The 26,174-nt window shown below is 67.7% G+C and carries 25 protein-coding genes and 2 pseudogenes; 14 read left to right on the top strand and 13 right to left on the bottom strand.

Features of this window, described 5'->3' with window-relative positions:
- Positions 1 to 322: pseudogene (locus Q331_RS22485) on the top strand (IS5/IS1182 family transposase); the annotation flags it as partial.
- 89 nt (positions 323 to 411) lie between these two features.
- Here Q331_RS22485 and Q331_RS0117825 read toward each other — a convergent pair.
- Entirely contained in the window at positions 412 to 1,599 is a 1,188-nt protein-coding gene (locus Q331_RS0117825) for a DNA recombination protein RmuC (RefSeq protein ID WP_051631330.1), read from the bottom strand.
- 86 nt (positions 1,600 to 1,685) lie between these two features.
- On the opposite strand from Q331_RS0117825, the gene def reads away from it, so the two are divergent.
- The 3 genes from def to truA all read left to right on the top strand — a co-directional run bounded on the left by def (position 1,686) and on the right by truA (position 4,015).
- On the top strand, positions 1,686 to 2,219 hold the full coding sequence (gene def / locus Q331_RS0117820; RefSeq protein ID WP_026381790.1) for a peptide deformylase: 534 nt from the start codon (positions 1,686 to 1,688) through the stop codon (positions 2,217 to 2,219).
- A 76-nt stretch (positions 2,220 to 2,295) separates the two neighbouring features.
- Positions 2,296 to 3,219, top strand: coding sequence for a methionyl-tRNA formyltransferase (fmt, locus tag Q331_RS0117815; RefSeq protein ID WP_026381789.1), 924 nt, complete (start codon positions 2,296 to 2,298; stop codon positions 3,217 to 3,219).
- Between the two features lie 34 nt (positions 3,220 to 3,253).
- Positions 3,254 to 4,015 carry a tRNA pseudouridine(38-40) synthase TruA gene (gene truA / locus Q331_RS0117810; RefSeq protein WP_026381788.1) on the top strand — a complete coding sequence of 254 codons (762 nt, stop codon included), beginning with the start codon at positions 3,254 to 3,256 and terminating at the stop codon, positions 4,013 to 4,015.
- Here truA and Q331_RS0117805 read toward each other — a convergent pair.
- The 5 genes from Q331_RS0117805 to dapD all read right to left on the bottom strand — a co-directional run bounded on the left by Q331_RS0117805 (position 4,012) and on the right by dapD (position 7,490).
- Positions 4,012 to 4,605, bottom strand: a complete 594-nt coding sequence (locus tag Q331_RS0117805; RefSeq protein ID WP_026381787.1) for a hypothetical protein — start codon at positions 4,603 to 4,605, stop codon at positions 4,012 to 4,014. The two genes, truA and Q331_RS0117805, sit on opposite strands and share 4 nt — an antisense overlap.
- The gene (dapE, locus tag Q331_RS0117800) at positions 4,602 to 5,810 is read right to left on the bottom strand and encodes a succinyl-diaminopimelate desuccinylase (protein ID WP_034493009.1); all 1,209 of its coding nucleotides are present in this window, start codon (positions 5,808 to 5,810) and stop codon (positions 4,602 to 4,604) included. The genes Q331_RS0117805 and dapE overlap by 4 nt, the downstream gene beginning before the upstream one ends.
- A complete protein-coding gene (locus Q331_RS0117795) occupies positions 5,774 to 6,112 on the bottom strand; it encodes a DUF805 domain-containing protein (protein WP_026381785.1) in 339 nt (112 codons plus the stop codon). Before Q331_RS0117795 ends, dapE begins: the two co-directional genes overlap by 37 nt.
- Before the next feature lie 23 nt (positions 6,113 to 6,135).
- The gene (locus tag Q331_RS22480) at positions 6,136 to 6,501 is read right to left on the bottom strand and encodes a DUF805 domain-containing protein (protein WP_051631329.1); all 366 of its coding nucleotides are present in this window, start codon (positions 6,499 to 6,501) and stop codon (positions 6,136 to 6,138) included.
- Positions 6,502 to 6,641: 140 nt separating this feature from the next.
- On the bottom strand, positions 6,642 to 7,490 hold the full coding sequence (gene dapD / locus Q331_RS0117785; RefSeq protein WP_034493008.1) for a 2,3,4,5-tetrahydropyridine-2,6-dicarboxylate N-succinyltransferase: 849 nt from the start codon (positions 7,488 to 7,490) through the stop codon (positions 6,642 to 6,644).
- Between the two features lie 141 nt (positions 7,491 to 7,631).
- Here dapD and Q331_RS0117780 point away from each other — a divergent pair, with 141 nt between their 5' ends.
- Positions 7,632 to 8,054 carry an HIT domain-containing protein gene (locus Q331_RS0117780; protein ID WP_026381783.1) on the top strand — a complete coding sequence of 141 codons (423 nt, stop codon included), beginning with the start codon at positions 7,632 to 7,634 and terminating at the stop codon, positions 8,052 to 8,054.
- Positions 8,051 to 8,998 (top strand): NAD(+) diphosphatase, encoded by a 948-nt coding sequence (gene nudC, locus Q331_RS0117775; RefSeq protein ID WP_026381782.1) that lies wholly within the window; start codon positions 8,051 to 8,053, stop codon positions 8,996 to 8,998. The genes Q331_RS0117780 and nudC overlap by 4 nt, the downstream gene beginning before the upstream one ends.
- 95 nt (positions 8,999 to 9,093) lie before the next feature.
- Here the strand turns inward: nudC and Q331_RS0117770 are convergent, their stop codons facing one another.
- Both Q331_RS0117770 and Q331_RS0117765 read right to left on the bottom strand, forming a co-directional pair.
- The gene (locus tag Q331_RS0117770; RefSeq protein ID WP_026381781.1) at positions 9,094 to 9,990 is read right to left on the bottom strand and encodes a prephenate dehydratase; all 897 of its coding nucleotides are present in this window, start codon (positions 9,988 to 9,990) and stop codon (positions 9,094 to 9,096) included.
- Positions 9,987 to 10,727 (bottom strand): 3-deoxy-manno-octulosonate cytidylyltransferase, encoded by a 741-nt coding sequence (locus tag Q331_RS0117765; RefSeq protein ID WP_026381780.1) that lies wholly within the window; start codon positions 10,725 to 10,727, stop codon positions 9,987 to 9,989. The genes Q331_RS0117770 and Q331_RS0117765 overlap by 4 nt, the downstream gene beginning before the upstream one ends.
- 159 nt (positions 10,728 to 10,886) lie before the next feature.
- On the opposite strand from Q331_RS0117765, the gene Q331_RS22475 reads away from it, so the two are divergent.
- The 7 genes from Q331_RS22475 (at position 10,887) to Q331_RS0117730 (ending at position 21,405) form a co-directional block, all read left to right on the top strand.
- Positions 10,887 to 12,164, top strand: a complete 1,278-nt coding sequence (locus Q331_RS22475) for a c-type cytochrome (protein ID WP_051631328.1) — start codon at positions 10,887 to 10,889, stop codon at positions 12,162 to 12,164.
- Between the two features lie 158 nt (positions 12,165 to 12,322).
- Positions 12,323 to 14,233, top strand: a complete 1,911-nt coding sequence (locus Q331_RS22470; protein ID WP_034493006.1) for an extracellular solute-binding protein — start codon at positions 12,323 to 12,325, stop codon at positions 14,231 to 14,233.
- Complete coding sequence (locus tag Q331_RS0117750; protein ID WP_026381779.1) at positions 14,230 to 16,110, top strand: extracellular solute-binding protein; 1,881 nt, start codon at positions 14,230 to 14,232, stop codon at positions 16,108 to 16,110. The genes Q331_RS22470 and Q331_RS0117750 overlap by 4 nt, the downstream gene beginning before the upstream one ends.
- Before the next feature lie 28 nt (positions 16,111 to 16,138).
- Entirely contained in the window at positions 16,139 to 17,275 is a 1,137-nt protein-coding gene (locus Q331_RS0117745; RefSeq protein ID WP_026381778.1) for a microcin C ABC transporter permease YejB, read from the top strand.
- A gap of 113 nt (positions 17,276 to 17,388) precedes the next feature.
- Positions 17,389 to 18,564, top strand: a complete 1,176-nt coding sequence (locus tag Q331_RS22465; protein ID WP_034493013.1) for an ABC transporter permease — start codon at positions 17,389 to 17,391, stop codon at positions 18,562 to 18,564.
- 238 nt (positions 18,565 to 18,802) lie between these two features.
- Positions 18,803 to 20,443, top strand: coding sequence for an ABC transporter ATP-binding protein (locus tag Q331_RS0117735; RefSeq protein WP_026381777.1), 1,641 nt, complete (start codon positions 18,803 to 18,805; stop codon positions 20,441 to 20,443).
- Entirely contained in the window at positions 20,440 to 21,405 is a 966-nt protein-coding gene (locus Q331_RS0117730; RefSeq protein ID WP_026381776.1) for a 2-hydroxyacid dehydrogenase, read from the top strand. The genes Q331_RS0117735 and Q331_RS0117730 overlap by 4 nt, the downstream gene beginning before the upstream one ends.
- On the opposite strand, the gene Q331_RS23270 is transcribed toward Q331_RS0117730, so the two are convergent.
- Genes Q331_RS23270 through Q331_RS0117710 form a run of 4 tightly spaced genes read right to left on the bottom strand, consistent with a single transcriptional unit; the run spans position 21,372 to position 24,943 of the window.
- Positions 21,372 to 22,277 (bottom strand): FkbM family methyltransferase, encoded by a 906-nt coding sequence (locus Q331_RS23270; protein ID WP_084175138.1) that lies wholly within the window; start codon positions 22,275 to 22,277, stop codon positions 21,372 to 21,374. The two genes, Q331_RS0117730 and Q331_RS23270, sit on opposite strands and share 34 nt — an antisense overlap.
- Positions 22,278 to 22,316: 39 nt before the next feature.
- Entirely contained in the window at positions 22,317 to 23,183 is an 867-nt protein-coding gene (locus Q331_RS0117720) for a C40 family peptidase (protein WP_026381775.1), read from the bottom strand.
- Positions 23,180 to 23,527 (bottom strand): MarR family transcriptional regulator, encoded by a 348-nt coding sequence (locus Q331_RS0117715; RefSeq protein WP_026381774.1) that lies wholly within the window; start codon positions 23,525 to 23,527, stop codon positions 23,180 to 23,182. Before Q331_RS0117715 ends, Q331_RS0117720 begins: the two co-directional genes overlap by 4 nt.
- A gap of 15 nt (positions 23,528 to 23,542) precedes the next feature.
- Positions 23,543 to 24,943: a leucyl aminopeptidase family protein gene (locus tag Q331_RS0117710; RefSeq protein ID WP_051631326.1), complete on the bottom strand. Its 1,401-nt coding sequence runs from the start codon at positions 24,941 to 24,943 to the stop codon at positions 23,543 to 23,545.
- A gap of 160 nt (positions 24,944 to 25,103) precedes the next feature.
- Between Q331_RS0117710 and Q331_RS0117705 the strand changes: the two genes are divergently transcribed.
- Positions 25,104 to 25,916 (top strand): tetratricopeptide repeat protein, encoded by an 813-nt coding sequence (locus tag Q331_RS0117705; RefSeq protein ID WP_026381772.1) that lies wholly within the window; start codon positions 25,104 to 25,106, stop codon positions 25,914 to 25,916.
- Positions 25,917 to 25,983: 67 nt separating this feature from the next.
- Here the strand turns inward: Q331_RS0117705 and Q331_RS23985 are convergent.
- Positions 25,984 to 26,174: pseudogene (locus Q331_RS23985) on the bottom strand (IS5/IS1182 family transposase); the annotation flags it as partial.

Genomic DNA, 26,174 nt, shown 5'->3' with positions numbered 1-26,174 from the left:
CAAGGGCTACCGCGGCCACGATGCGCCAAGGCCGCTCGGCGTCTTCCGCTCCGGGCAGAAGCGGGGCGTGTTCGGGGCCATCAAGAAGGAGCTCAGAAGACGATCCGCCATCGAGGCCGTTATCGGACACTTCAAGACCGACGGCCACATGGGCCGCAACTTCCTCAAGGGACGCCACGGCGACCACGCCAATGCCGTCCTCACCGCCGCCGGCTACAACTTCCGCCTCATCCTCCGCTGGCTGAGGCTTCTCTTGCGCCTCATCCTGGAGGCCTTTGCCAAAGCCATTGGCCCCAAAACCGCGCTCCAGACGGCTTCTTAACAGTCAACGGGTCAGGCCCGGCCATGACGACAACAAGGGCTGAGCGCGGCGACCTCCCCGAGAAGGGGAGGAGGAGCCTGCCTCCCCGCCTAGGCCTTCTCGCCCCCCGCCACCAGCCGCGGCTTGTTCGCTCCTTCCTCGGCCTCCTCGCCGAAGCCCAGGCCTTCGATTTTCGCTCCGCGCTTTTGCAGCTTGTCGGTGGAGATGAGGATCTGGTCGATATCCTTGTTCGCCTGGCCGAAATGCGTGGCGAGCTTTCTCACCCGCTCGTCGAGGCGGGAGAGGTCGACCATGAGATGCATCACCTCCTCCTGGATGACATGGGCCTGCTCTCTGAGGCGCGCATCGCGCAACAGCGCCTGCACCACCTGGATCGACAGCATCAACAGCGAGGGCGAGACGATGACCACCTTGGCGCGGTAGGCCCGCTGCACCACCGCTTCGAAATGCTCGTGGATCTCCGCAAAGACCGCTTCCGACGGCACGAACATGAAGGCCGTGTCCTGCGTCTCGCCGGGGATGAGGTAGCGCTCCTTGATGTCGGCGATGTGCTTCAAAAGGTCGGTGCGAAAGCGCGCCTGCGCCGCCTTGGCCGTCTCAGGCGTCTCGGCCGCCTTCAGGGCATGATAGCCCTCCAGGGGAAACTTGGCGTCGATGACGAGCGGCGGCGCCTCGTTCGGCATCGTCACCAGGCAGTCCGGCCGCGCCCCCGATTTCAGCGTCGCCTGGAAGAGATAGGCGCCCTTGGGCAGGCCGTCTGCGATGATCGCTTCCATGCGCGACTGGCCGAAGGCGCCGCGGCTCTGCTTGTTGCCGAGGATGTTGGAAAGCGTCGTCACCTGGCCTGCGAGCTCGGAAATGTTCTTCTGCGCATGGTCGAGCACGGCGAGCCGCTCGTGCAGGCGGCGAAGGTTGTCGGTGGTGTTCTTGGTCGCCTCCCCGACCGACTGATTGAGGCGATGGCCGATCCCGTCGAGCCGCTCCGACAGATGCTTGTTGAGCTCCGACTGGCGCGAGCCGAAGATCTCAGCCATCGACTGCATGCGCCCGGACATCTCCGCCTGCGTCTTCAGAAGTGCGGCGATTTCGGCGCGCATCTCCTCGGCGCGTTCGCCTGCCTCGGCGGCAAGGCGCCGGCCGCGCCGGGCGCCGAGGACAAGCACGGCGAGGGCGAGAAGAAGGAAAAGCCCCAGCGCGCCCGCGCCGAGGACGAGCGCCGGATCGGCGGCGGCAAGGCGGGCGAGAAGGTCCTCATAGGCGGCTTTCAGCGAGTCCATTTCATGAACGTAGCTGATTCGCCGCGCCATCCGGGCGCGCGATCGGCGTTGACCGGAGGCCGCCGAAACCCTAAGTCGCGAGCGCCATGGCCGAACTTGACATCATCACCTTGCCCGATCCGGTGCTGCGCGAGGTCTCAAAGACCGTGGAGGGCATGGATGCGGCGACGCAGAAGCTGCTCAAGGATATGCTTGAGACGATGTATGCGGCGCCGGGCATCGGCCTTGCCGCCATTCAGGTCGGCGTGCCACGGCGGCTCATTACCATCGATGTTTCCCGCGACGAGGAGAACCGTCAGCCGCTCTTCCTGGTCAATCCGCAGATCGTCTGGCGGTCCGACGAGCCGAATATCCACGAGGAGGGCTGCCTATCCATCCCGGAATATTTCGCCGAGGTGGAAAGGCCGGCGCGGGTGAAGGTCGTCTACCGCGACTTCGAAGGCAAGGAGCAGGAACTGGAGGCGGAGGGGATCCTCGCCACCTGCATCCAGCACGAGGTCGACCATCTCAACGGCGTCCTGTTTATCGACTATCTCTCCAAGCTGAAGCGCGACATGGTGGTCAAGAAGTTCACCAAGATCGCCCGCGAGAAGGAGCGGAGCCGCGCCGCGGCGATGTGAGCCGCCGGCCCCGGCATCATTGCCCGACCTTATTCGCCCCTTTGCGAGCCGGACGCCGGCGCGCTAAAGCCGGGCCATGCTTCGCATCGTTTTCATGGGCACGCCGGATTTCGCCGTGCCGACCCTTCTGGAGGTCGTTGGCCAGGGCCACGACATCGCCGCCGTCTACACCCAGCCGCCCCGGCCGGCCGGGCGGGGCATGGGCGAGCGCAAGAGCCCGGTGCACGGCGCGGCGGAGCGGCTCGGCCTTGAAGTGCGCACCCCGAAAAGCCTCAAGGGCGAGGACGCGAAGGCGGCGTTCGCCGCGCTCAACGCCGATGTCGCCGTGGTCGTCGCCTATGGCCTCATCCTGCCCAAGCCGGTTCTGGACGCGCCGGAGCTCGGCTGCCTCAACCTGCATGCCTCGCTCTTGCCGCGCTGGCGCGGCGCCGCGCCGATCCAGCGGGCGGTGATGGCCGGCGATGCGCAGACCGGGGTGATGGTGATGCGCATGGAGGAGGGGCTCGACACCGGCCCTGTCTGCCTGGCCGAGAAGACGCCGATCGGGACGGACGAGAATGCCGGCCAGCTGCACGACCGGCTCGCCCGCCTCGGCGCCGATCTGATGGTGCGGGCGCTTGGGGCATTGGAGCGCGGCGCGCTCGCCTGCACCGAGCAGTCACGCGAGGGTGTCACCTATGCCGCCAAGATCGACAAGGCGGAGTCGCGCCTTGATTTTGCGCGGCCCGCCGAAGAGCTGCACAATCTCGTGCGCGGCCTTTCGCCCTTTCCGGGCGCCTTTTTCCAGATCGAGACCGGTGGAAGGCGCGAACGGGTGAAGCTGCTGAAGGCGGCGCCCGCCGAGGGCTCCGGTGCACCGGGCACCCTTCTCGACGGGGGCGCGATCGCCTGCGGCGAGGGCGCGCTGAAGCTTCTTGAGGTGCAGCGCGCCGGCAGGAAGCCGATGGGGGCGGCGGAGTTCCTGCGCGGCCTGCCCGCCGGCTTCAAGGTCGTGGCGTGAGAGCCGGCAAGGCGCCCGCCCGGCGCAGCCTCTGATGCCGCGCTACCGCATCATCCTGGAATATGATGGCGGACCCTTCATCGGCTGGCAGCGCCAGAAGAACGGCCCGTCGGTTCAGGCGGCTGTGGAGGCGGCGATTGCGGCGCTTGCCCGCGAGGAGGTGACCATACGCGGCGCCGGGCGCACCGATACCGGCGTGCACGCGCTCGGCCAGGTGGCGCATTTCGACCTTGAGAAGACGTTCCCGCCCGACACCGTGCGCGACGCGCTCAACGCCCATCTGAGGCCGGCGCCCGTGGCCGTTCTTGCCGCGGCGCGGGTGGCGGCGGATTTCGATGCGCGTTTTTCGGCGGTGAAGCGGCATTATCTCTACCGCATCGTCAACCGGCGCGCGCCGCTCGCCCTGGAGCGCGGGCGGGCCTGGCAGGTGCCGGTGCCGCTCGATGCCGAGGCGATGCACGAGGCCGCGCAGCTTCTTCTCGGCCGGCACGATTTCACCACCTTCCGCGCCGCCGAATGCCAGGCGAAGAGCCCGGTGAAGACGCTGGACAGGCTCCAGGTTCGCCGCGCCGGCGAGGCGATCGAGATTGACGCCTCGGCGCGCTCCTTCCTGCACAGCCAGGTACGCTCCATGGTGGGTTCGCTAAAGCTCGTCGGCGAAGGCAAATGGCGCGGACGCGATCTGGCGGCGGCGCTCCGAGCGGCCGAGCGCAAGCGTTGCGGTCCGCTCGCCCCGCCGCAGGGCCTTTATCTCGCCCGCGTCGATTATCCTGACGAGGCAGACGGCGCCGGTTAGATCGGCAGGGCGAAGGCGCGGCTGAGGCTGAGTTCGATGACGATGCCGATGAGGAGCTCCAGGAGCACGATCGGCACCGCCATCATCGGCGGCACGGCGAGCGCCACGCGCACGACGAGATAGGCGAAACGCAGCGCCACCACGAACAGCGCAAAGAGCAGGAAGGAGAGCACCGGCAGCGGCACCAGGCCGAGCGCGTGCAGGGCGTGCGGCAGAGCGAAGATGCCGGAGATGATCACCGCGCTCCAGTTACGCGCCACGATGAAGGGCACGTAATGGGTGGAGACGCCGAGCGGGCGGGCGAGGAAGGCGAAGAGGATCGGAAAGGCGATCCAGTCCAGGCCGAGACCGAAAAGCCGCAGGGTGAAGAAGCCGGTGCCGGGCGCCTCGGCCGGCATGTCGGTGGCGGCGGAAAGGGCGGCCTGTTCGGAAAGGACGGCGATCGCCGTAAACGGCACGATGAGGAAGACGGCCCCGAAGGAACGCCAGAAGCCCTCCAGCGTCAGGTCGAACTCCGACAGGCCCTCCACGCGGCCGTTCATCACTTTCCAGGCACCGGAAAGCTGGCGAAGGATGCTTGAAAGGTTCATGCGGCCTTGAAGATGCGGTCGAGGAAGGCTTCGTAGACGCGGGCAAGCTCGCCGATCTCCGCGAGGGGCACGCGCTCGTCGGTCTGATGCATGGTTGCGCCGACGAGGCCGAGCTCCACCACCGGGCAGTAATCCTTGATGAAGCGGGCATCCGATGTGCCGCCGCCTGTGGAAAGCTGCGGCCGCGCGCCGGCGATCGCCGCCACCGCGTCGGAAAGGCTCTCAATCAGCGCCGCGTCGCGGGTGAGGAAGGAAGCGGAAGCGGCGGGGCCTTCCTCCAGTCGCCAACGGATTTCGCCATGCCCGGGCAGGCTGGCGGCCGCCGCCAGGCGTCGCTCCCATTCCGCCCTCAGGCTCTGTTGCGTCCACAGATCGTTGAAGCGGCTGTTGAGGCGGGCCCATGCCTTGCCGGGGATGACGTTCCAGGCCTCGTTGCCGGTGGCGATGTCGACGATCTCAAGCGTGGAGGCTTCGAAGCGCTCGCTGCCCGCATCGAGGGGCGTCGCCGTCAGGGCGGCGAGGAGGTGGAGGAGCCCCGGCACCGGATTGTCGGCCAGATGCGGATAGGCGGCATGGCCCTGGCGGCCTTCCACGACGAGGGTGGCGGAGAAGGAACCGCGCCGCCCGACCTTGATCTGGTCGCCCACCCTTGCCGCCGAGGTCGGCTCGCCGACGAGGGCGGCGGAAAAGCGCTCGCCCCGCGCCTTCGCCCATTGCAGCAGCTTGTTCGTGCCGTTGATGCAAGGTCCCTCCTCGTCGCCGGTGATGAGAAAGGAAAGGCGACCGTCGAAACGCGGCCGCCGGGCGAGAAAGCGCGAGGCGGCGGCGGCCATCGCCGCGATCGAGCCCTTCATGTCGACGGCGCCGCGCCCGTAGAGGATGCCCTCCTCGCTGACGCCGGCGAAGGGCGGATGCCGCCAGGCCTCCGCCTCGCCCGTCGGCACCACGTCGACATGGCCGGCGAAGGCGAGATGGAAATCGCCCTCGCCGATGGCAGCAAAGAGGTTCTCCACGTCCGGCGTGCCCGGCTCGCTGAAGACCGGGCGCTCGATGTTGAAGCCGAGCGGCGCCAGCGCCGCCTCCAGGACGTTGAGCGCCTCGTCGGCCATGGGCGTTACCGAAGGCGCCCGGATGAGCGCGGTGGCAAGCTCGGCCGGGTCGATCTCGTTCACGAGATGGGCCGCGGCGTCGGCGGCGGGCCCCATGCGTTCTCGCTCGGCTGGCCTTCCAGAATGCCAAGGTCGACGATCGCCCAGATGATGCCGATGAACGGGATGAGGATGATGAGGGACCACCAGCCGGATCGGCCGCGATCGTGGAAGCGCTTCACGTGGCAGGCGAGGCCGCCGATGAAGATGAGCACGGAGATGACGAAGGGAACGAGCCCGTCGGTGCCGAACAGGATGGTGGCGACAACGGAGATGAGGAACAGGCCGATGACGCCGATCCACCAGTCGCGGCGGCCGATGCGGCCTTCAAAGCTCGTATAGAGATATTTCCAGTCCATGTGGGCCTCCTTCGGACGGGTTTTCAGCGCGGCGGCAGGTTGGCCGCCTCGCCGAAGCGGTTGCGGCCATGGGTGCCGCGAACCACGCCGAAGGCGATGGTAGCGAAAATCGACAAAATCGGAATGAGCAGTACCGCTGCGAAGAAGCCGGGGGCGTTGAAATCGTGCAGCCGCTTCACCCCGATGGCGATGGAGGAGATCATGCCGACGATGAGCGCCATGGTTCCGAGCGCCCCGCTCTGGAAGGCGACCTCGGATGTCTGCGGGTCCACGGCCGGCTGCAGGATGAGGACGAGCAGCGCCACCAGGCCGAAATTGGCCAGCCAATAGACTTCCCGGCCGATGCGGCCGTCGAAGCGGAAGAAGAGCCATAGGAAGCGGCTAACCATTCGGGCGGTCTCTTGCGGGCTATCGGTCCACGGCCCGGCGCGGGCGAGCGGGGCCCCGGGTCACGTTCATCTCCGACATAGGGTGCTCCTGGCGGTTTCGCCATGCGGCGCGGCGCGGCGGCGGCGCCCCGATCTCCGACTTAGCTGCGCAAGAGCTCGTTGATGGAGGTCTTCGCCCGGGTGCGCTCGTCGACCCGCTTGACGATGACGGCGCAGTAAAGGCTCGGCCCCCAATCTTCGCCGGGCAGGCTCTTTCCCGGCAGCGTGCCTGGGACGACGACCGAATAGGGCGGCACCTCGCCGATGAACACCTCGCCGCTGTTGCGGTCGACGATCTTGGTGGAGGCACCGAGATAGACGCCCATCGATAGGACCGATCCCTCGCGCACGATGACGCCCTCGGCGACCTCGGCCCTGGCGCCGATGAAGCAATTGTCCTCGATGATCACCGGGCCGGCCTGCAGAGGCTCCAGAACCCCGCCGATGCCGGCGCCGCCGGAAAGATGCACGTTCTTGCCGATCTGGGCGCACGAGCCCACCGTCGCCCAGGTGTCGATCATGGCGCCTTCGTCGACATAGGCGCCGAGATTGACGAAGGAGGGCATCAGCACCACGCCCGGCGCGATGAAGGCGGAGCGGCGCACGATGCAATGGGGCACGGCGCGAAAGCCCGATCGGTCGAAATCCGCCGCGTCCCAGCCGGAGAATTTCGACGGCACCTTGTCCCACCAGACGGCGCCGCCGGGCCCGCCCTCGATCACCTCCATGGCGGTGAGGCGGAAGGAAAGAAGCACCGCTTTTTTCAGCCATTGATTGACGTGCCAGGCGCCGTCCGGGCCCTTCTCGGCGACGCGTTCCTCGCCGCTGTCGAGCAGCGCCAGGGCCGCATCCACGGCCTCGCGTACCGGCCCCCCGCTCGTGGGCGACAGCTCCTGGCGCGCCTCGAATGCCTCGTCGATCGTCGCTGCCAGCGCGCTATGGTCGGCCATCGTATCTCCCCTGATTGAGCCCAGAGGCTGCCTAAGCCGGCGGGCCGGGCCCGTCAATCTGGCGCGCCGCAGGAGAGACCTGCAACGGCCGGGCTGGCAAAGGCTGGGCTGGGGGCAGGAGGGATGCTAGAGCCGGGCGCCATGAAAAGCTTTGCCCTCGATTCTCGGCTGGAAGCCGACAGCGTGCCGCTCACCTCGCTCGACCTTTGCGAGGTGCGGGTGATGCGCGATGCGACCTATCCCTGGCTGGTGATGATCCCGGCGCGGCCGGATCTTGCGGAGATCATCGACCTTTCCGCCGACGACCAGGCGCTGCTGATGCGCGAGATCGACCGCGTGGCCCGGGCGCTCAAGTCGGTGACGAATTGCGACAAGCTCAACATCGCCGCGCTCGGCAACCAGGTGCAGCAGCTGCATGTGCACGTGATCGCCCGCTTTTCCACCGATCCGGCCTGGCCTGGCCCGGTTTGGGGCGCCTCAGAGCCCCGCGAATGGCGTGCCTCGGAGCTTTCCGACCTGGCGCGCCGGCTCTTGTCGGAGCTGGGCGAGCCGGAGCCCGAATGAGTTTCTTCGCCCGGCCCTATCGAGAGACAAGCGCGCAGAACGGCTTTGCCGGCGGGCGGCTCGATCGCCAGGCCGAGCACCGCAGCGAGGAAAGCCTGACGCAAGCGCTCGCGGCGGGCGAGGCTCGCATCCATCTTCTTGCCGAGGACCGGGCGCTCGTCCGTTTAGCCTCCTCACCCGAGGCGAGTTACACCGCAGCGGAGGCGGAAGCGCTCGGCCTCATCGCCGGCAGCCTCGTCCTGCTCGGCTTTTCGCCCGCCGGCCCGCGGCTTGCCGGCCTCGTCGCGCCGCGCGAGACCTGGCCGGAGCCGATGAAGGCCATCGAGCTGCGCTCCCTCGCCGTCCAGGCGCTGCTTCCGGCGGAGGAGTTGGGCGCCCTCGCCCAGGCCCGCTCCATGCTCGCCTGGCACCGGAACCATGCCTTCTGCGCGCGCTGCGGCGGGGCGACGCACATGCGCGGCGGCGGGGTGAGACGCCAATGCCCGGCCTGCGGCGCGGAGCATTTCCCGCGCCTCGATCCCGTCGTCATCATGCTCGCCATCGACCCGGCCGATGGTGGCGGGCGCTGCCTTCTCGGCCGTCAGCCGCGCTTTGCCCCCGGCGTCTATTCCGCGCTCGCCGGCTTCATGGAGCCTGGCGAGACCATCGAGGCGGCGGTGCGGCGCGAGATCGGCGAGGAAGCCGGCATCGAGGTCGGGCGGGTGCGCTATCATTCCAGCCAGCCCTGGCCTTTCGTCTCCTCGTTGATGATCGGCTGCCATGCCGAGGCCCTCACCACCGAGCTGACGCCCGACGCGGCCGAGCTGGAGGATTGCCGCTGGTTCGCCAGGGCCGAGGTGAGAAAGATGCTCGCCGGCACCCACGCGGAGGGGCTGGCCGTGCCGCCGCAGATGGCGATCGCCAACCGGCTGATTGCCGAATGGGCGGAATGGGAGGCGGGCTAAGGGCGCCATAGGCTCCTCATCGCCGCGCTCCGCGCCGCGATCCCCGCACTCTCCCTCAAGGGAGAGGAACGGGCCCTCAAGGGAGAGGAACGAGCCTAGACGCCGCGCGAGGGACGCAGATCGCGGTTTTCCGCCGGCTCGGCCTGGGTGACGCGGAAGGGATGCGCCGGATAGACGCCGACGATGCGGAACTCGGCGGAGAAGAATTCCAGCTCCTCCAGCGCCAGGGCGAGCGAATGATCGTCCGGATGGCCTTCCACATCGGCGTAGAACTGGGTGGCGAAGAAGGTGCCGCCGAGCTGGTAGCTTTCCAGCTTGGTCATGTTGACGCCGTTGGTGGCGAAGCCGCCGAGCGCCTTGTAGAGCGCCGCCGGCACGTTGCGCACGCGGAAGATGAAGGAGGTGACGGCCGGGCCCGCCTCCACCGCGGGCCGCCGCGGCTCGCGCGACAGCATGATGAAGCGCGTCGTGTTGTGGGCCTCGTCCTCGATATCGCGGGCGAGTGTGTCAAGGCCGTAGATCTCGCCGGCGAGGCTGGTGGCGATGGCGGCGCGGCGCGGCTCGCCGAGTTCGGCGACATGGCGGGCCGAGCCGGCCGTATCGGCGGCGATCTCAGCCTTCAGCCCGTGTTCGCGCAGGAACTTGCGGCATTGGCCGAGCGCCATGACATGGCTCTGGACGACCGCAATATCGTCAAGGCTGGCGCCCTTCACGGCGAGAAGCTGGTGGCGCACGGGCAGGAAGTGCTCGCCGATGATCGACAGGCTGGAGGCAGGCAGGAGGTGATGGATATCGGCGACCCGGCCGGCGACGGAATTCTCAATCGGGATCATGCCGAGATCGGCCTCGCCGCTCTCGATCGCCTGGAAGCAATCCTCGAAGGTGGCGAGCGGCACCGCCTCTGCTTCGGGGAACACCTCGCGGCAGGCCAGATGCGAATTGGCGCCGGGCTCGCCCTGAAAGACGATGCGGCGGGCCTTGATGTCGTTCATTCTGCGGCTCCTGCGATGATCCGGCGTGCCCGCTCAAGATCGGCCGGCGTGTCGACGCCGAGCGGTACGGTGTCGACGAGGCCGACATCGATGCGCATGCCCGCTTCCAGGGCGCGCAGCTGCTCCAGCTTCTCGCGCTTCTCCAGCGTGCCGGGGGCGAGCGCCACGAAGCGCTCCAGCGCGGCGCGCCGATAGGCGTATAGGCCGATATGGTGGTAGAGCGGGCCCTCGCCATGAGGGGCGGTGGCGCGGGTGAAATAGAGCGCTCTGAGGCGGTTGGGCCCGCAGGGGGTGCCGACCACCTTGACGACATTGGGATTGGTACGCTCCTCCTCGCGCACGATCTCCGCGGCGATGGTGGCGATGTCGGCGGGCTCGCCCTCTGCGAGCGGGGCAGTTACGGCGGCGATAAGCGCCGGATCGAGCGTCGGCAGGTCGCCCTGCACGTTGACGACGACATCGTGGACCCTTTGGGGATCGAGGCTGGCAAGCGCCTCGGCGATGCGGTCGGAGCCGGAGGCATGGTCCGGCCGCGTCATCACCGCCATGGCGCCGGCCGCCTCCGCCGCCGCGGCGATCGCCGGGGCATCGGTGGCCACGACGACGGGGCCGAGACCTGCCTTCAGGCCCTGTGCCACGACATGGGCGATCATCGGCCGGCCGGCGATGTCGGCGAGCGGCTTGTCGGGCAGGCGCGTGGCGGCGAGGCGAGCGGGTATGAGGATGAGAGGATTCATGAAATAGGGCCGATATGCGTCGAAAAACGCACTTGCGCGGGCGCTTATACGCCTTGATGAGGTCCGTCAAACCGGATAGTCGATCCCGGGCGCGGTCTTGCCAACTGCCGTCCTGCCGCCCTACACGTCCCGTGCCATCAATCCGGAGTTGGAAATCCTATGCATTCGCCCGCCTGGAACACCTATGCAATGGCCATTCTCGGGGCCGTTCTGGTCATGTATGGCCTCAGCTTCGTCGGTGACGTCCTGCTGCGCACGGGCGAGGCGGAGACGCCGGGCTATGTCATAGCCGTGCCCGAGGCGGAGCCGACGGGCGAGGAGACGGCCACGGCTGAGGCTGGCGAGGCCGCCGAGGAGACGGCCGCGGCGCCCGCCGATGCGCCCGCCGATGCCGGCGCCGCCATGCCGCCGGCCGTGGCGATGATCGCCGACGCCTCGCCCGACGCTGGCGAGAAGGTCGCCGCCCAGTGCCGCGCCTGCCACACCTTCGATCAGGGCGGTGCCAACCGCATCGGCCCCAATCTGTGGAACGTCGTCGGTCGCCCCGCCGCCGCGCGCGAGGACTTCAACTACACCGACGCGATGAAGGGCTACGCCGCTGAGATCGGCGATTGGAACTACGATCACCTAGCGACCTATCTCGCCGATCCGCGCGGTGAGGTGCCGGGCACCAAGATGATCTATCAGGGCGTGAAGAAGGACGCCGACCTTGCGGCGCTGCTTGCCTATCTGCGCACGCTCGCCGACGAGCCGGCGCCGCTGCCTGAGGCGCAGGCAGCTCCGGCCGCCGCAGCCGAGCCGGCGGATGCGGCCGAGAGCGCGGAGCCCGCGGCAGAGACGCAGACCGCCGCAGCGCCGGCCCAGACGGAAACCGCGGCCGAGTCCGCGCCGGCCGCCGAGCCGGCGCAGGAGAGCGCGTCCGCCCCGGCCGAGACGGCCGAAACCGAGACGGCCCAGACCGAGACCACCCAAACCGAGACCACTGAGCCGGCTGCAGCCGAGCCGGCCGCCGAGGAGACGGCACAGGCCGAGGCGCCCGCCGCGCCCGCCGATGCCGGCGCCGACATGCCGCCGGCCGTGGCGATGATCGCCGACGCATCGCCCGAAGCCGGCGAGAAGATCGTCGCCCAGTGCCGCGCCTGCCACACCTTCGATCAGGGCGGCGCCAACCGCATCGGCCCCAATCTCTGGGACGTCGTCGGTCGCCCCGCCGCCGCGCGCGAGGACTTCAACTACACCGACGCGATGAAGAACTACGCCGCCGAGATCGGCGATTGGAGCTACGATCACCTGGCGACCTATCTCGCCGATCCGCGCGGCGAGGTGCCGGGCACCAAGATGATCTATCAGGGCGTGAAGAAAGACGCCGACCTTGCGGCGCTGCTTGCCTATCTGCGCACGCTCTCAGACCAGCCGGCGCCGCTGCCGGGGCAATAGGCGGCTCGCGCCCCGTGCGGGGCCGGGCACCCGCACGTTCTTCACGCGCGGCTTTTGTGCCTTAAATTTTCGTCAGATGGTGGTGCGGCGGGGTGAATCCCCGCCGCGCTATGCCTATGATTGGCCAGAGCCTGTCAACAGCGAGAGACGTGCCTTTGATGAAGCGACGCCTTTCCGGTCTCACCGCCCCCGCCGCCGCCCTTGCCTCAGCCCTTTGCGCTCTGGCGCTTGCCCCCGGCGTGCCGGCCGCCGCCCAGGAAGTGCAAGAGGGCACGCAGTGGCGCCATGCCGCCTCGCTCATCGAAGCGCCGAAATACGGTCCCGATTTTGCGCGCTACGACTACGTCAATCCCGACGCGCCGAAGGGCGGCACCCTCAACCAGGTGGCGCTCGGCACCTTCGACAGCTTCAATCCGTTCCTCATCCGCGGCACGCCTGCGGCCGGGCTCGGCCAGATCGTCAATGCCCGCGGCGGCATCGGCTACGACAGCCTGATGGAGCCCTCCACGGAGGAGCCGTCCACCTCCTACGGCCTCATCGCCGAGGCGATGACCTATCCCGACGATTATTCCTCCGCCACCTTCCGGCTGAATCCGAAGGCGCGTTGGCACGACGGCGAGCCGATCACGCCGCAGGACGTCGTCTGGTCGTTCGAGACGCTGAAGGAGATCAACCCGCAGTACAATCAGTACTACCACAACGTGGTGACGGCCGAGGTGACCGGCGAGCGCGAGGTGACCTTCACCTTCGATGAGAAGGGCAACCGCGAATTGCCGCATATCATGGGCGACCTCGTCGTGGTGCCGAAGCATTGGTGGACGGGCACCGACGCAAGCGGCAAGGCGCGCGACATCTCCCAGCCGACGCTGGAGCCGCCGCTCGGCTCCGGCCCCTATCGCATCGGCTCCTGGGACGCCGGGCGCAACGTCGTCTGGGAGCGGGTGCCCGATTACTGGGCCGCGGAGCATCCGCTGCGGGTCGGGCGCTACAATTTCGACGCGATCCGCTACGAGTATTTCCGCGACCTGAACGCCGCCTGGGAAGCCTTCACCAAGGGCGGCATTTACGATTTCCGCGCCGAGAACCGGGCGCAGCGCTGGGCGCAGGGCTACGACTTTCCCGCCGCTCAGCGCGGCGACGTGAAGAAGGATACCTTCGCCACCACCTCCGGCGAGCCGATGCAGGCCTTCGTCCTCAACACGCGGCGCGACAAATTCGCCGACCGCAGGGTGCGCCAGGCGCTCACCTACGCCTTCGATTTCGAGGCGCTGAACAAGAACCTCTTCTTCGACCTCTATACGCGCACCGATTCCTATTTCGAGGGCACCGAGCTCGCCGCCAGCGGCCTGCCGGAGGGCAAGGAGCTGGAATATCTGGAGAAGGTCCGCGGCGAGGTGCCGGAGGAGGTCTTCACCGAGGAGTTCAAGCTGCCGGTCAACGACAGCCGCGAGGCGATGCGCGCCAATCTGCGCGAGGCGGTACGGCTCCTTGGCGAGGCGGGCTTCGAGCAGCGGGGCGGCCAACTCGTCGACGGTGAGACCGGCGAGCCCTTTACTGTCCAGTTCCTCGGCAACGATCCGAGCGACGAGCGCATCTTCGGCCCTTATGCCGCTTCCCTGCGCCGGCTCGGCATCGACACCTCCATCCGCATCGTCGACGCCGCCCAGTATCAGGCGCTGAGCGACGAGTTCGACTACGACATCATCAGCGGCGTCTTCGGCCAGTCGCAATCGCCCGGCAACGAGCAGCGCGAGTTTTGGGGCTCCGTCGCCGCCGACCAGCCCGGCAGCCGCAACGCCGCCGGCATCAAGAGCGAGGCCATCGACAAGCTCATCGACGACGTCATCTACGCGCCGGACCGCGACAGCCTGGTGGCGGCGACGCGGGCGCTCGACCGGGTGCTTCTGTGGGGCTTCTACATGGTGCCGCAATGGCACAACCCGGAGATTTGGCTCGCCTATTGGAACAAGTTCGGCATCCCCGACGAGCAGCCCTCCTATTCCGGCGTCGACATCTTCTCCTGGTGGGTCGACCCTGAGAAGGAGCGCCAGATCGAGGTCGGCGGGTGAGCGGCTTCACCCGGCGCACGGTCCTGCAAGGCGCGGCGAGCCTCACCCTCGCAGCGCCCGGCCTTGCCGGCCTTTGCGGCCTGTCGCGGGCAGAGACGCCGGCCGGCGCACGCCACGGCATGTCGCTCTTCGGCGATCTTGGCTACGCGCCGGGCTTTTCCCATCTCACCTACGCGAACCCGAATGCGCCCAAGGGCGGGCGCATCGTCATGCTGGCGCCGAACGCCGCCTACAACCAGAGCTTCTACACCTTCAACACGCTCTCCTCCTTCTCCACCAAGGGCGACGCGCCGCCGCGCATGGAGCTGACCTTCGCTTCGCTGATGAAGCGCGCTCTCAACGAGCCTGACGCGCTTTACGGCGTCGCGGCGGAGAGCGTTTCCGTCTCCGACGACGAGAACGTTCTTGTCTTCACGCTGCGCCGCCAGGCGCGCTTTCACGACGGCAGCCCGATTCTGGCCTCCGATGTCGCCTTCTCGCTGACGACGCTCAAGGAGAAGGGCCATGCCAGCATCGTCCTGCCGCTGAAGGAGATGGTCTCGGCGCAGGCGAGCGGCGAGCGCGAGGTGACCGTCACCTTTTCCGGCCGCCAGTCGCGCGAATTGAAGCTCATCGTCGCCTCGCTGCCGATTTTCTCCGCCGCCTGGTACGCGGGCCGCGATTTCGATGCCTCGACCCTGGAGGCGCCGCTCGGCTCCGGCCCCTATAGGGTCGGCAACCTCGCCCAGGGCCGCTTCATCGAATACGAGCGCGTCGCCGATTGGTGGGGCGCCGACCTGCCGGTCAATCGAGGCTTCTACAATTTCGACGTCATCCGCCTGGAATTCTTCCGCGATCGACAGACGGGCTTTGAGGCCTTCAAGAAGGGCGCCGTCACCTTCCGCGAGGAATTCACCTCCAAGAGCTGGGCGACGGAATACAATTTCCCGGCCGTGGAGGAAGGCAAGGTCGTCAAGGAGCTGATCGCCGAAGAGGCGGTGCCGGATTTCCAGGCCTGGTATCTCAACACCAGGCGCGAGAAATTCGCCGATCCGGCGACGCGCGAGGCGATCGGCCTCGCCTTCGATTTCGAATGGTTGAACGAGAACCTGTTCTACGGTTCCTACCGGCGCACGCATTCCTTCTTCGAAAAGTCGGTCTATGCGGCGAAGGGCGAGCCTTCGGCCGAAGAGCTCGCCATCCTGGAACCCTATCGCAGCGAGCTTCCAGAAGCGGTCTTCGGCCCGGCGGTGACGCCGCCGACCTCGGACGGCTCGGGCGCCGACCGGACCAATCTGCGCCGCGCCGCCGAGCTGCTTGATGAGGCCGGCTGGCGGCGCCAGGCCGGGCAACTGGTCTCCGCCGGCGGCGAGCGGCTCAGCGTGGAGTTCCTGACGCGCGCCGACCCGACGGCGGAGCGTCTTCTCGGCCGCTATGTCGGGGCGCTGAACCGCCTCGGCGTGGAGGCCTCCATCCGCCCCGTCGATTCGGCGCAGTTTCAGGCGCGGCTCAACGATTTCGACTACGACATCGTGGGTCTGCGCTTCACCGCCTCGGCGACGCCCTTGGAGGGGCTGAGGGCCGCCTTCACCTCGGAGGCGGCGGGTCTCGCCTCCTCGCGCAACTTCGCCGGCATCCGCCATCCGGTCGTCGACGCGCTCGTGGAACAGGCGCTGACGGCGCGCGACCGCGACAGCCACCGCCTGACGCTGACGGCGCTCGACCGCGTCCTGCGCGCCTATCACTTTGTCGTGCCGCAATGGTTCCAGAATAGCCACCGGGTGGCGCGTTGGGATCTCTTCGGCTGGCCGCAGGCCAAGCCCGACTTCGGCTTTCCCGTCGAGACGACCTGGTGGTACGACGCAGAAAAGGCGCGAAGAATCGGCATGACAGGCTAGCGCGAATCAAACCAGCCGGCGGAGAGGCATGGCCGCTTACATCGCAAGACGCCTCTTGTTGATGATCCCGACCATCCTCGGGATCATGGCGATCAGCTTCGTCGTGGTGCAATTCGCGCCGGGCGGGCCGGTGGAGCGCGTCATCGCCCAACTCCAGGGCACCGACGTGTCGGCGACGGCACGCATCGGCGGCTCCTCCGGCGGCGATTTCTCCGCCAGCGGCGGCAGCCAGTCGGGTGGCGGCTCCGATGCCGCCATCACCTCCAAATACCGCGGCGCCCAGGGGCTGGACCCGGAATTCATCCGCCAGCTGGAAGAGCAGTTCGGCTTCGACAAGCCGCCGCTGACGCGCTTTGCGCTGATGCTGTGGAACTATGCCCGCTTCGATTTCGGCGAGAGCTATTTCCGCGATATCTCCGTTATCGACCTCATCAAGGAGAAGCTGCCGGTCTCCATCTCGCTCGGCCTGTGGATGACGCTGATCTCCTACGCCATCTCCATCCCGCTCGGCATCCGCAAGGCCGTGCGCGACGGCTCCACCTTCGATGTGTGGACCTCCGCCGTCGTCGTCGTCGCCTATGCCGTGCCGGGCTTTCTCTTCGCCATCTTCCTTATCGTCTTCTTCGCCGGCGGCTCGTTCTTCGATTGGTTCCCGCTGCGCGGCCTGTGGTCGGAAGAATACGCCAAGATGGGCTTTTGGGAGTGGATCACCGACCCGAAGGCGATGGCGGACTATTTCTGGCACCTCGCCTTGCCGCTGATTTCCATGGCGCTCGCGGCCTTCGCCACGACGACGCTTCTGACCAAGAATTCCTTTCTGGACGAGATCCGCAAGCAATACGTGGTGACGGCGCGCGCCAAGGGGCTGAGCGAGGGGCAAGTGCTCTACGGCCATGTCTTCCGCAACGCCATGCTCATCGTCATCTCCGGCTTTCCGGCGGCCTTCGTCGCCGCCTTCTTCGCCGGCTCGCTGCTGATTGAAACCATCTTCTCGCTCGATGGGCTCGGGCTCCTCTCCTTCGAGAGCGTCATCAACCGCGACTATCCGGTGGTCTTCGCCACGCTCTATATCTTCTCGCTGATGGGCCTCATCGTGCAGCTCATCTCCGACCTCACCTACACGTGGATCGATCCCAGGATCGATTTTGAGAGCCGGGAGGTGTGAGCTCCGTGGACGCCAAGGTCGATCCGAAGAAGCCGACCGCGCGCACGCCGGGTAGCGAGCCGAAAGCGCCGACCCCGCCGCATGCGCCCGATGGCGGTCGCCGAGAGGCGCCGATGGAGGCGCCCGGCCCGCTCCCCGGCCAGGAGGCGGCGCCGGCCCGCCGGCTATTCTCGCTCTCGCCGATCAACAAGCGCCGCTGGGACAGTTTCAAGGCCAACCGGCGGGGCTACTGGTCGCTCTGGCTCTTCCTTCTGCTTTTCGTCCTGTCGCTCTTCGCCGAGTTCCTCGTCAACGACCGGCCGCTGCTTCTCTCCTATAAGGGCGAGCTCCATTATCCGGTCTTCGTCGACTATCCGGAGGAGACCTTCGGCGGCTTCCTGGCGACGACGGATTACCGCGATCCCTTCATCGCCGAGGAGATCGAGGCCAATGGCTGGATGATCTGGCCGCCGATCCGCTATTCCTACCGCACCGTGAACCGGGATTTTCCCACCGGAGAGTTGCGCGAGGCGCTGGGCCGGCCGATCGGCTTTCCCGCCCCGCCGACCTGGCGCATCGCCGGCGCCGTCTGTCCCGGCGACACCGAGCAGCTTGAGCGCTTCTGCGCCAAGGGCAACTGGAACTGGCTCGGCACCGACGATCAGGGCCGCGACGTCGTCGCCCGTCTCGTCTACGGCTTTCGCATCTCCGTGCTCTTCGGCCTTCTCCTCACCTTGTTTTCTTCGGTGATCGGTGTGGCGGCGGGCGCCGTGCAGGGCTATTTCGGCGGGCGCATCGACCTTTTCTTCCAGCGCTTCATCGAGATCTGGACGGCGATCCCGGCGCTCTATCTCCTGCTCATCATCTCCTCTGTGCTGCCGCCCGGCTTCTGGGTGCTTCTCGGCATCCTTCTGCTGTTCTCCTGGGTGGCGCTGGTGGGCGTGGTGCGCGCGGAGTTCCTGCGCGCCCGCAACTTCGAATACGTCAAGGCGGCGCGCGCCCTCGGCGTCTCCAACCTCACCATCATGTTCCGCCATCTTCTGCCGAACGCCATGGTGGCGACGCTGACCTTCATGCCCTTCATCCTCAATGGCTCCATCACCACCTTGACCTCGCTCGACTTCCTCGGCTTCGGCATGCCGCCGGGCTCGCCCTCGCTCGGTGAGCTTCTCGCCCAGGGCAAGGCGAACCTGCAGGCGCCCTGGCTCGGCATCACCGGCTTCATCGTCATCTCGCTGATGCTCTCGCTGCTCATCTTCGTCGGCGAGGCGGTGCGCGATGCTTTCGACCCCAGGAAGACTTTTGCGTAAGATGGGCGGTATGAACCGAACCGAGAGACGAAAGGTGCCGACACGTCACGAGATGGCGTGTCGACGTGAGGAGAAGGCTGATGTCGTCACGCTCCGCCTGATGCAGATCGCGCGCGGGAGCGGGCCGCGGGGATCTGGAGAGACGAGCGATCATCGCGACCTCTATGACGAGAACGGGCTGCCCCGGTGACCGCTACGGTGATTGAGCGCCCGCGCACGCATGTGGAGCCCGACGTCCATGGCGAGTGAAGGCGCCCGCCCCATCCTTTCCGTCCGCGATCTGTCCACCGACTTCACCCAGGGCGGCGACGTCACCCATGCGGTGAGGAACGTCTCCTTCGATATCGGCGAGAAGGAGACGGTGGCGCTTGTCGGCGAATCCGGCTCCGGCAAGTCGGTCACCGCGCTTTCGGTCCTGAAGCTCCTCACCTATCCGCCGGCGAGCCATCCTTCCGGCGAGATCCGTTTCCGCGACCGCGAGCTTCTTTCGGCCGGCGAGAAGACCATGCGCGAGGTGCGCGGCAACCAGATTTCGATGATCTTCCAGGAGCCGATGTCCTCCCTGAATCCGCTGCACACGGTGGAGCGGCAGGTGGGCGAGGTTCTGGACGTGCACCGGGGCATGAGCGGGGCGGCGGCGCGCGCGCGCGTCCTGGAGCTGCTCGACCAGGTCGGCATCAAGGACCCTGAGGCGCGACTGAAATCCTATCCGCACCAGCTTTCCGGCGGCCAGCGCCAGCGCGTCATGATCGCCATGGCGCTTGCCAACGAGCCGGAGCTTCTCATCGCCGACGAGCCGACGACGGCGCTCGACGTCACCGTGCAGGCGCAGATCCTGGAGCTTCTGGCGCGCCTGAAGGAGGAGCGCGGCATGGCCATGCTCTTCATCACCCACGATCTGGGCATCGTGCGCAAGGTGGCCGACCGGGTCTGCGTCATGACCGGCGGCGAGATCGTGGAGACCGGCCCGACGGAGAGGATATTCACCGCGCCTCAGCACGAATATACGCGCCATCTTCTGGCTGCCGAGCCGAAGGGCAGGGCGCCGGCGACCCGGCCCGACGCGCCGATCGTGGTGGAGGCCGACAACCTCAAGGTCTGGTTTCCCATTCGCCGCGGCTTTCTGCGCCGCACCGTCGGCCACATCAAGGCGGTCGACGGCATCGACGTGAAGGTGCGCGAGGGCGAGACGCTCGGCGTCGTGGGCGAATCGGGCTCCGGCAAGACGACGCTCGGCCTCGCCCTTCTGCGCCTTATCTCCTCGCAGGGCCGCATCGCCTTCCTCGGCCGCGATATCGACGGCGCCCGCTTCAAGGATATGCGCAGTCTCAGGAGCGACATGCAGATCGTCTTCCAGGATCCCTACGGCTCCCTGTCGCCGCGCATGGTCATCCGCGACATCGTCGGCGAGGGGCTGGCCGTGCATGAGCCCGGCCTCAGCGCCGGCGAGCGCGACACCCGCGTCGTCAAGGCGCTCCAGGAAGTCGGCATCGACCCTGAGACCCGCTTTCGCTACCCGCACGAATTTTCCGGCGGCCAGCGCCAACGCATCGCCATTGCGAGAGCCATGGTGCTGGAGCCGAAATTCGTCATGCTCGACGAGCCGACCTCCGCCCTCGATATGAGCGTGCAGGCGCAGGTGGTCGATCTGCTGCGCGAGCTGCAGCGCCGGCACGACCTCACCTATCTGTTCATCTCGCACGACCTCAAAGTGGTGCGCGCGCTCGCCAACGAGATCATCGTCATGCGCGACGGCAAGGTGGTGGAGGCGGGGCCGGCGGAGGAGATTTTCGAGCGGCCGAAGACCGATTACACCAAGGCGCTGATGGCGGCCGCCTTCGATCTTGAGGTCGCCTATGGGGGAGCCGTCAGCGCATGACCACCGTTCTTCTTTCGCTCGCCGACTGGAATCCGTCGCGCTGGCTCGCCTCCCTGCGCGAGGTTCTGCCGGAGGAGAAGGTGATCGCGCTGGAGCCGGATGGCCGCTTTTCCGGCGAGGCGGACGAGCTTGAGGCGACGGAATATCTCGTCGCCTGGAAGCCGCGGCCGGAGCTCTTCGCGCGCCTGCCGAGGTTGAAGGCGATCCTCTCGGTGGGCGCGGGCGTCGATCATCTGCTTAACCTGCCGCAACTGCCGCAGCTGCCGATCGCGCGCATCGTCGATCCGGATCTGACGGCGCGCATGGTCGAATACGTCACCTGGCAGGTGCTGCATCACCAGCGCCTCGGCCCCTCCTACCAGACGTTGCAGAGGGCGTCGCGCTGGCGCCAACTGCCGCAGCCGGCGGCGCGCGAATTGACCGTCGGCATCATGGGGCTCGGCGTCCTCGGCATCGCCTCGGCCGACATCCTCATCCGCCTCGGCTTCCGCCTGACGGGCTGGAGCCGGCGCGCCAAGGAGGTCGCCGGCGTCGTCACCTATCACGGCGACGGCCAGCTCACGGCCTTTCTGCGCGAAACCGACATCCTCGTCTGCCTTCTGCCCGATACGCCGAAGACCCGCGGCATCCTCGGCCACCGGGTCTTCTCCGAGCTGCGTCGCGAGGGACCGCTCGGCGGGCCGGTGCTGATCAACGCCGGACGCGGCAAGCTGCAGAACGAGGCCGAGCTGGTCGCCGCGCTCAAGGATGGCACCTTGCGCGCCGCCAGCCTCGACGTCTTTCAAGAGGAGCCTTTGCCGGCCTCAAGCCCGCTCTGGAACATGGAGAACGTGGTCATCACCCCGCATGTCGCCTCCATCTCCGATCCGGCGACGCTGCCGCGGCTCATCGCCCGTCAGGTGAAGCGGATGGAGGCCGGCGAGCCGCTTCAATTCGTCGTCGATCGCGCCGCAGGATATTGAGGTGGCGGAGGCGGCGGCAGCGGCGTGAAGGCGGTGTTGGCGGCAAGAACGGTGCGCCCGTCGACCTGATCGAGCCTTTGGAAGCGCATCACCTGCAGCGCGTTCTCCACTTTTTCCAACAGGCCCTGGCGGATATGCGCCGAGCCCATATCGATGGCGATGATCCGGGTGCGCTTCAGGGTTCTGACCGCGCCGGCGAGGATTTCCGGTTCCACGCCCTCCGCGTCGATCTTCAGAAAGTCGATCGCCGGCAGAGCGGCGATCTGCGGCAGCGCGTCGAGCGGCCAGGCTTCCACGGAGACCGATTGGCGCTTCTGCTCGGGCGGGCGAATGAGCGAGCTCGCCGCCACGTCCGGGGCGAGATAGAGCTTCAGCGCTTCGCGGCCCTTCCAGGCGGCGCAGGCGACGAGCCTTACCTGGTCGAGATCGGCGACGTTCTGGGCAAGGCAGGCATAGGCGCGCGGATCCGGCTCCAGCGCCACCACGCTTGCTCCCGCATCGGCGCACAGCAGCGTCACCTCGCCGATATTGGCGCCGACATCGATGACGACATCGCCCTCGCGCGGCAGATAGGCTTGCCCGATGCCATATCTGTCGCCGATGCAGTGCAGCCGCGCGCCGATTCCCTGACGATAGCGCGGCACCCGCCCGAGATGCGGCAGGACGAGCTGGCGCAGCCCGTCGTCGATGACGACCCGTTCCGGATCGGCCACGAGCTCCACCGGCCGCCCGCGTCCGTGACGGCGCGCCTGAAAGGCAAGATGCAGCTGATAGTAGCGGCGCAGCGCCGCTTCCGGCACCAGCGACAGGACTGCATTGCCGAGCCGCCGGGCAGGCATGCGCAAAGGAGCGAGACTCAACGTGGCGACCATGGTGTTTTCGCCAACTAAGGAACGATGACAGGCGCGCGATTACAAGCGCCGAATTGCGGTGATCGTGAGGCCCTTTTCGCCGAGGCGCGTTTGCACCGCCGCGAGGGGCTCGCTGGCGACCGCCATATGCAGGACGTTGGCGTGCACCAGGCGGCTCTCGTCGCGCATGATGCCGACATGGCCTTTCCAGAAGACGATGTCGCCGCGCCTGAGCGCCGGAAGGCCGCCCGAAAGGTCTAGCGGCGCGCCGATTGCCTCCGCCTGCATATCGGAATCGCGCGGACAGTCGTGGCCGGCCATGTTGAGCGCCACTTGCACGAGGCCGGAACAGTCGATGCCGCCCCAGCCCTTGCCGCCCCACAGATAGGGCACGCCGATAAGGCGCTCCGCGGTGGCCGTAAAGTCCGGCTCCACGACGCTGCCGACGGCAACGAGGTGCTGCGCCACGATGGCGCCCGCCGGCGTCAGCGTCAGGTAGCGGGCATTGTGGTCCCTGGCCTCGCCGGTGACGGCGACCTCGGCGCCGAGCGGCAGGCTGGCGAGCGGCGGCAGCTTGATGTCCGGGCCGGGAAAGACGAGCGTGGAGGGCACGCCGACGACGTGCGTCGGCTCGTGCAATTGGCGCCTCAGCGCATTGGCGGGCAGGTAGCCGACATAGCGATCGCGGGCAAGCTGGCCCCAGACCCAGCCCTCCGGGGTCTCCTGGAAGACCCGCACCACCTCGCCGCAGAGCGCCTCCGTCTCCAGGGGGGCGTCGGGCATCGGTCGGCGGCGCAGCGGCGCCAGCGGCTCTGCGACCTGGAAGAGGGTGGCATCGACGAAGCGCTCCGCCTCCACCTGGCCTTCAAGCCGGATATCGGCGACATCCGGCCGGAAGGCGTTCAGCCGCGGATCGAGGTGTCTCACCCCACCACCTCCTTCGCCTTGTCGACGACGAGGTCGCCGAAGCGTTCCAAGAACAGCGCCCCTTCCACCGTGCGCTGGACGAGGACGTTGCGCATGTCCTTCGGGTCGCGCTTGCGGGTGAGAAGGCCGTGGCGGCCGAGCGTGTCGAGGGCGCGGGTAATCACCGCCTTGGTGACGCCGAGCTTGGCGGCGAGGCCGCGCACGGTATGCGGCGGCGCTTCCAGATAGACGGTGAGCAGCACCGTCATCTGCCGGGCGGTGAGATCCGGTTCCTCGGCCCGCACCAGCGCCAGCGTCGCGTCGTGCCAAAGGCGTAGCGCCTGGCTCGGGCGGAGCGCGCTCATCCTCGCCGGCCCGGCTCAGCCACGCCCGTAGCGCTCGGCGAGATAGGTGAAGAGCGCGCGGATCGCCTGTGCCTCGCCGCCCTTCGGTCCGAGCGGGCGCGCTTTCGGCGCCCAGGCGAAGATATCGAAATGGGCGTAGGCGCTTTTCTCCACGAAGCGCTTCAGAAACAGCGCCGCGACGATGGCGCCGGCATAGGCGTTGCTGGCGATATGGTTGACATCGGCGATATCGGAGGCCAGCCAGGAATCGTAGTCGGGCCAAAGCGGCAGGCGCCAGAACGGATCGTGCTCGGCGCGCGCGGCGGCCTCAAGCGCCGAGGCGAGGCCATCGTCGGTGGCAAAGAAGGCCGGCAGGTCCGGGCCGAGCGCCACGCGGGCGGCGCCCGTCAGCGTGGCCATGGAGACGATGAGCTCCGGCGTCTCCTCCTCGGCAAGAGCCAGCGCGTCGGCCAGCACCAGCCTTCCCTCCGCGTCGGTATTGCCGATCTCCACATTGAGACCCTTGCGGCTCTTGAGGACGTCGCCGGGGCGGAAGGCGCGGCCGGAAATGGCATTCTCCACCGCCGGCACCAGGACGCGCAGGCGCAGCTTCAGCCCCGCGCGCATCACCATGCGCGCCAGGCCGAGAACGTTCGCCGCCCCGCCCATATCCTTCTTCATCAGCAGCATGGAGCTCGGCGGCTTGATATCGAGCCCGCCGGTATCGAAGACGACGCCCTTGCCGACGAGCGTCACCTTGGGCGCGTCGGCCTCGCCCCATCTGATATCGACAAGGCGGGGCGGGCGGTCGCTGCCGGCGCCCACCGTGGCGATGAGGGGAAATTCCTTCTCAAGCTCCGCGCCTTCCACCACTGAGATGTCGGCGCCGCAGGCCTCGGCGAGATCGCGGCAGGCGGCGGTAAGCTCCGCCGGGCCGAGATCGTTGGCGGGGATATTGATGAGATCGCGGGCGAGCGCCACGCTATCGGCGGTATTCTCCAGCTCGCTGGCATCGAGCTCCGGCGGGACCGCAAGGCGGGGGCGCGTCTTCTCCTCGCCGCCCTCCTTGCCGCCGCGATAGCGCGCGAAGCGGTAGCCGCCGAGGGCGAAGCCGAGCGCGGCCAGGCGCGCATCCTTGACCTCGCCGGCGAGGCGGTAGGTGCCGGCTGGCAGCGATTGGGCGAGCCGTCCCGTCAGGAAGGGCTTGTGCGCCTTGTTCTTGCCGAGGCCGAAGAGAACGCGGGCAAGCGCTCCCTCCGTATCCGGCACGAGCGCGATCTCCGCCTCGCGGGCGGCAAAGCCCGATGCCTCCACGAAGCGGCGCTGCATGCCGCTCAGCTCAGAAAGGGCTGCGTCCAGGCCGTCGGCGCCGACCAGAAAGACCGGGATGGCCGGCCCGTCGCCGGGCAGCTCGGCGGCTGAGATCAGAAGGCTCATATCGTTCACCCATCCTCCTCAGCTTTCCCGTAGGCGGCGAGGGCCGGCTTGGCAATCTCCGGATTTCCGCGCGCCGGGCCTGCCGCCACAATTAGCGTTAACGAAGCGTTAGCCAGTCATGCCTAAGGCTTGTCGCCAACGTGCCAGAACGGGACAGGCCATGCAGATGAGGCGAGCGTATCGAACCGACTTCCGCAGAGCCCTTGCCCTTTCGGCGGCCCTCCTGGCCGCCGGGGCGCTGGCTGGCTGCCAGAGCAGATCTTCCGACGGGCCGCGCCATACCGGCTCCATCGGCTCCACGGGCTCGCTCCAGACCTCCGATCTCAGCAGGCCGGAGGCCTTGCAGGCCGTGCAGAGCTGGGGCGCCGCCTATTCGCGCGACGAGACGGACAAGGCGGCCGCGCTCAATTATGCCGCCGCGCTGCGCGCCGCCGGGCAGACCTCGCAGGCCGTGGCGGTTCTGCGCAAGGCGCTGATCTACAATCCGAAGGATCGCGAAGTGCTGGCCGCCTTCGGCAAGGCGCTGGCCGCGAACGGCGAGTTCGAGGAGGCGCTGGCCACCGTGCAGCGGGCCCAGCACCGCGACAATCCCGATTGGCAGCTTCTGGCGACCGAGGGCGGCATTCTCGATTCGGTCGGCCGCACCGAGGAGGCCCGCAAGGTCTACCGCCAGGCGCTCGTCCTGGCGCCGGGCGAGCCGCAGATCCTCAACAATCTGGGTATGTCCTATACCCTGACCGGCGAGCTTTCGGAGGCGGAGAAGGTGCTGCGCCAGGCAAGCCAGCATCCGCGCGCGTCCGCTAAGGTGCGGCAGAACCTTGCCCTCGTCCTCGGCCTTCAGGGCCGCTTCGGCGAAGCGGAGGAGGTGGCCACGCGCGATCTGTCGCCGGCGCAGGCCAAGGCCAATATGGATTATCTGCGCACCATGCTGAGCCAGAAGGATACCTGGCGGCAGTTGAAGGACGCCGGATAGGGCTTTGCCAGCGCCGACATTACGCCAAGCTTGAGCGTCGCTTGCGCAAAGAGGAATAAGTTGACTGTTAAGAAGCCGTCTGGAGCGCGGTTTTGGGGCCAATGGCTTTGGCAAAGGCCTCCAGGATGAGGCGCAAGAGAAGCCTCAGCCAGCGGAGGATGAGGCGGAAGTTGTAGCCGGCGGCGGTGAGGACGGCATTGGCGTGGTCGCCGTGGCGTCCCTTGAGGAAGTTGCGGCCCATGTGGCCGTCGGTCTTGA

It is taken from the genome of Afifella pfennigii DSM 17143 (assembly GCF_000688515.1).
GTDB classification, from domain to species: domain Bacteria; phylum Pseudomonadota; class Alphaproteobacteria; order Rhizobiales; family Afifellaceae; genus Afifella; species Afifella pfennigii.
The sequence above is the reverse complement of the archived record's forward strand: the minus strand, read 5'-3'. Positions and strand labels throughout refer to the sequence as shown.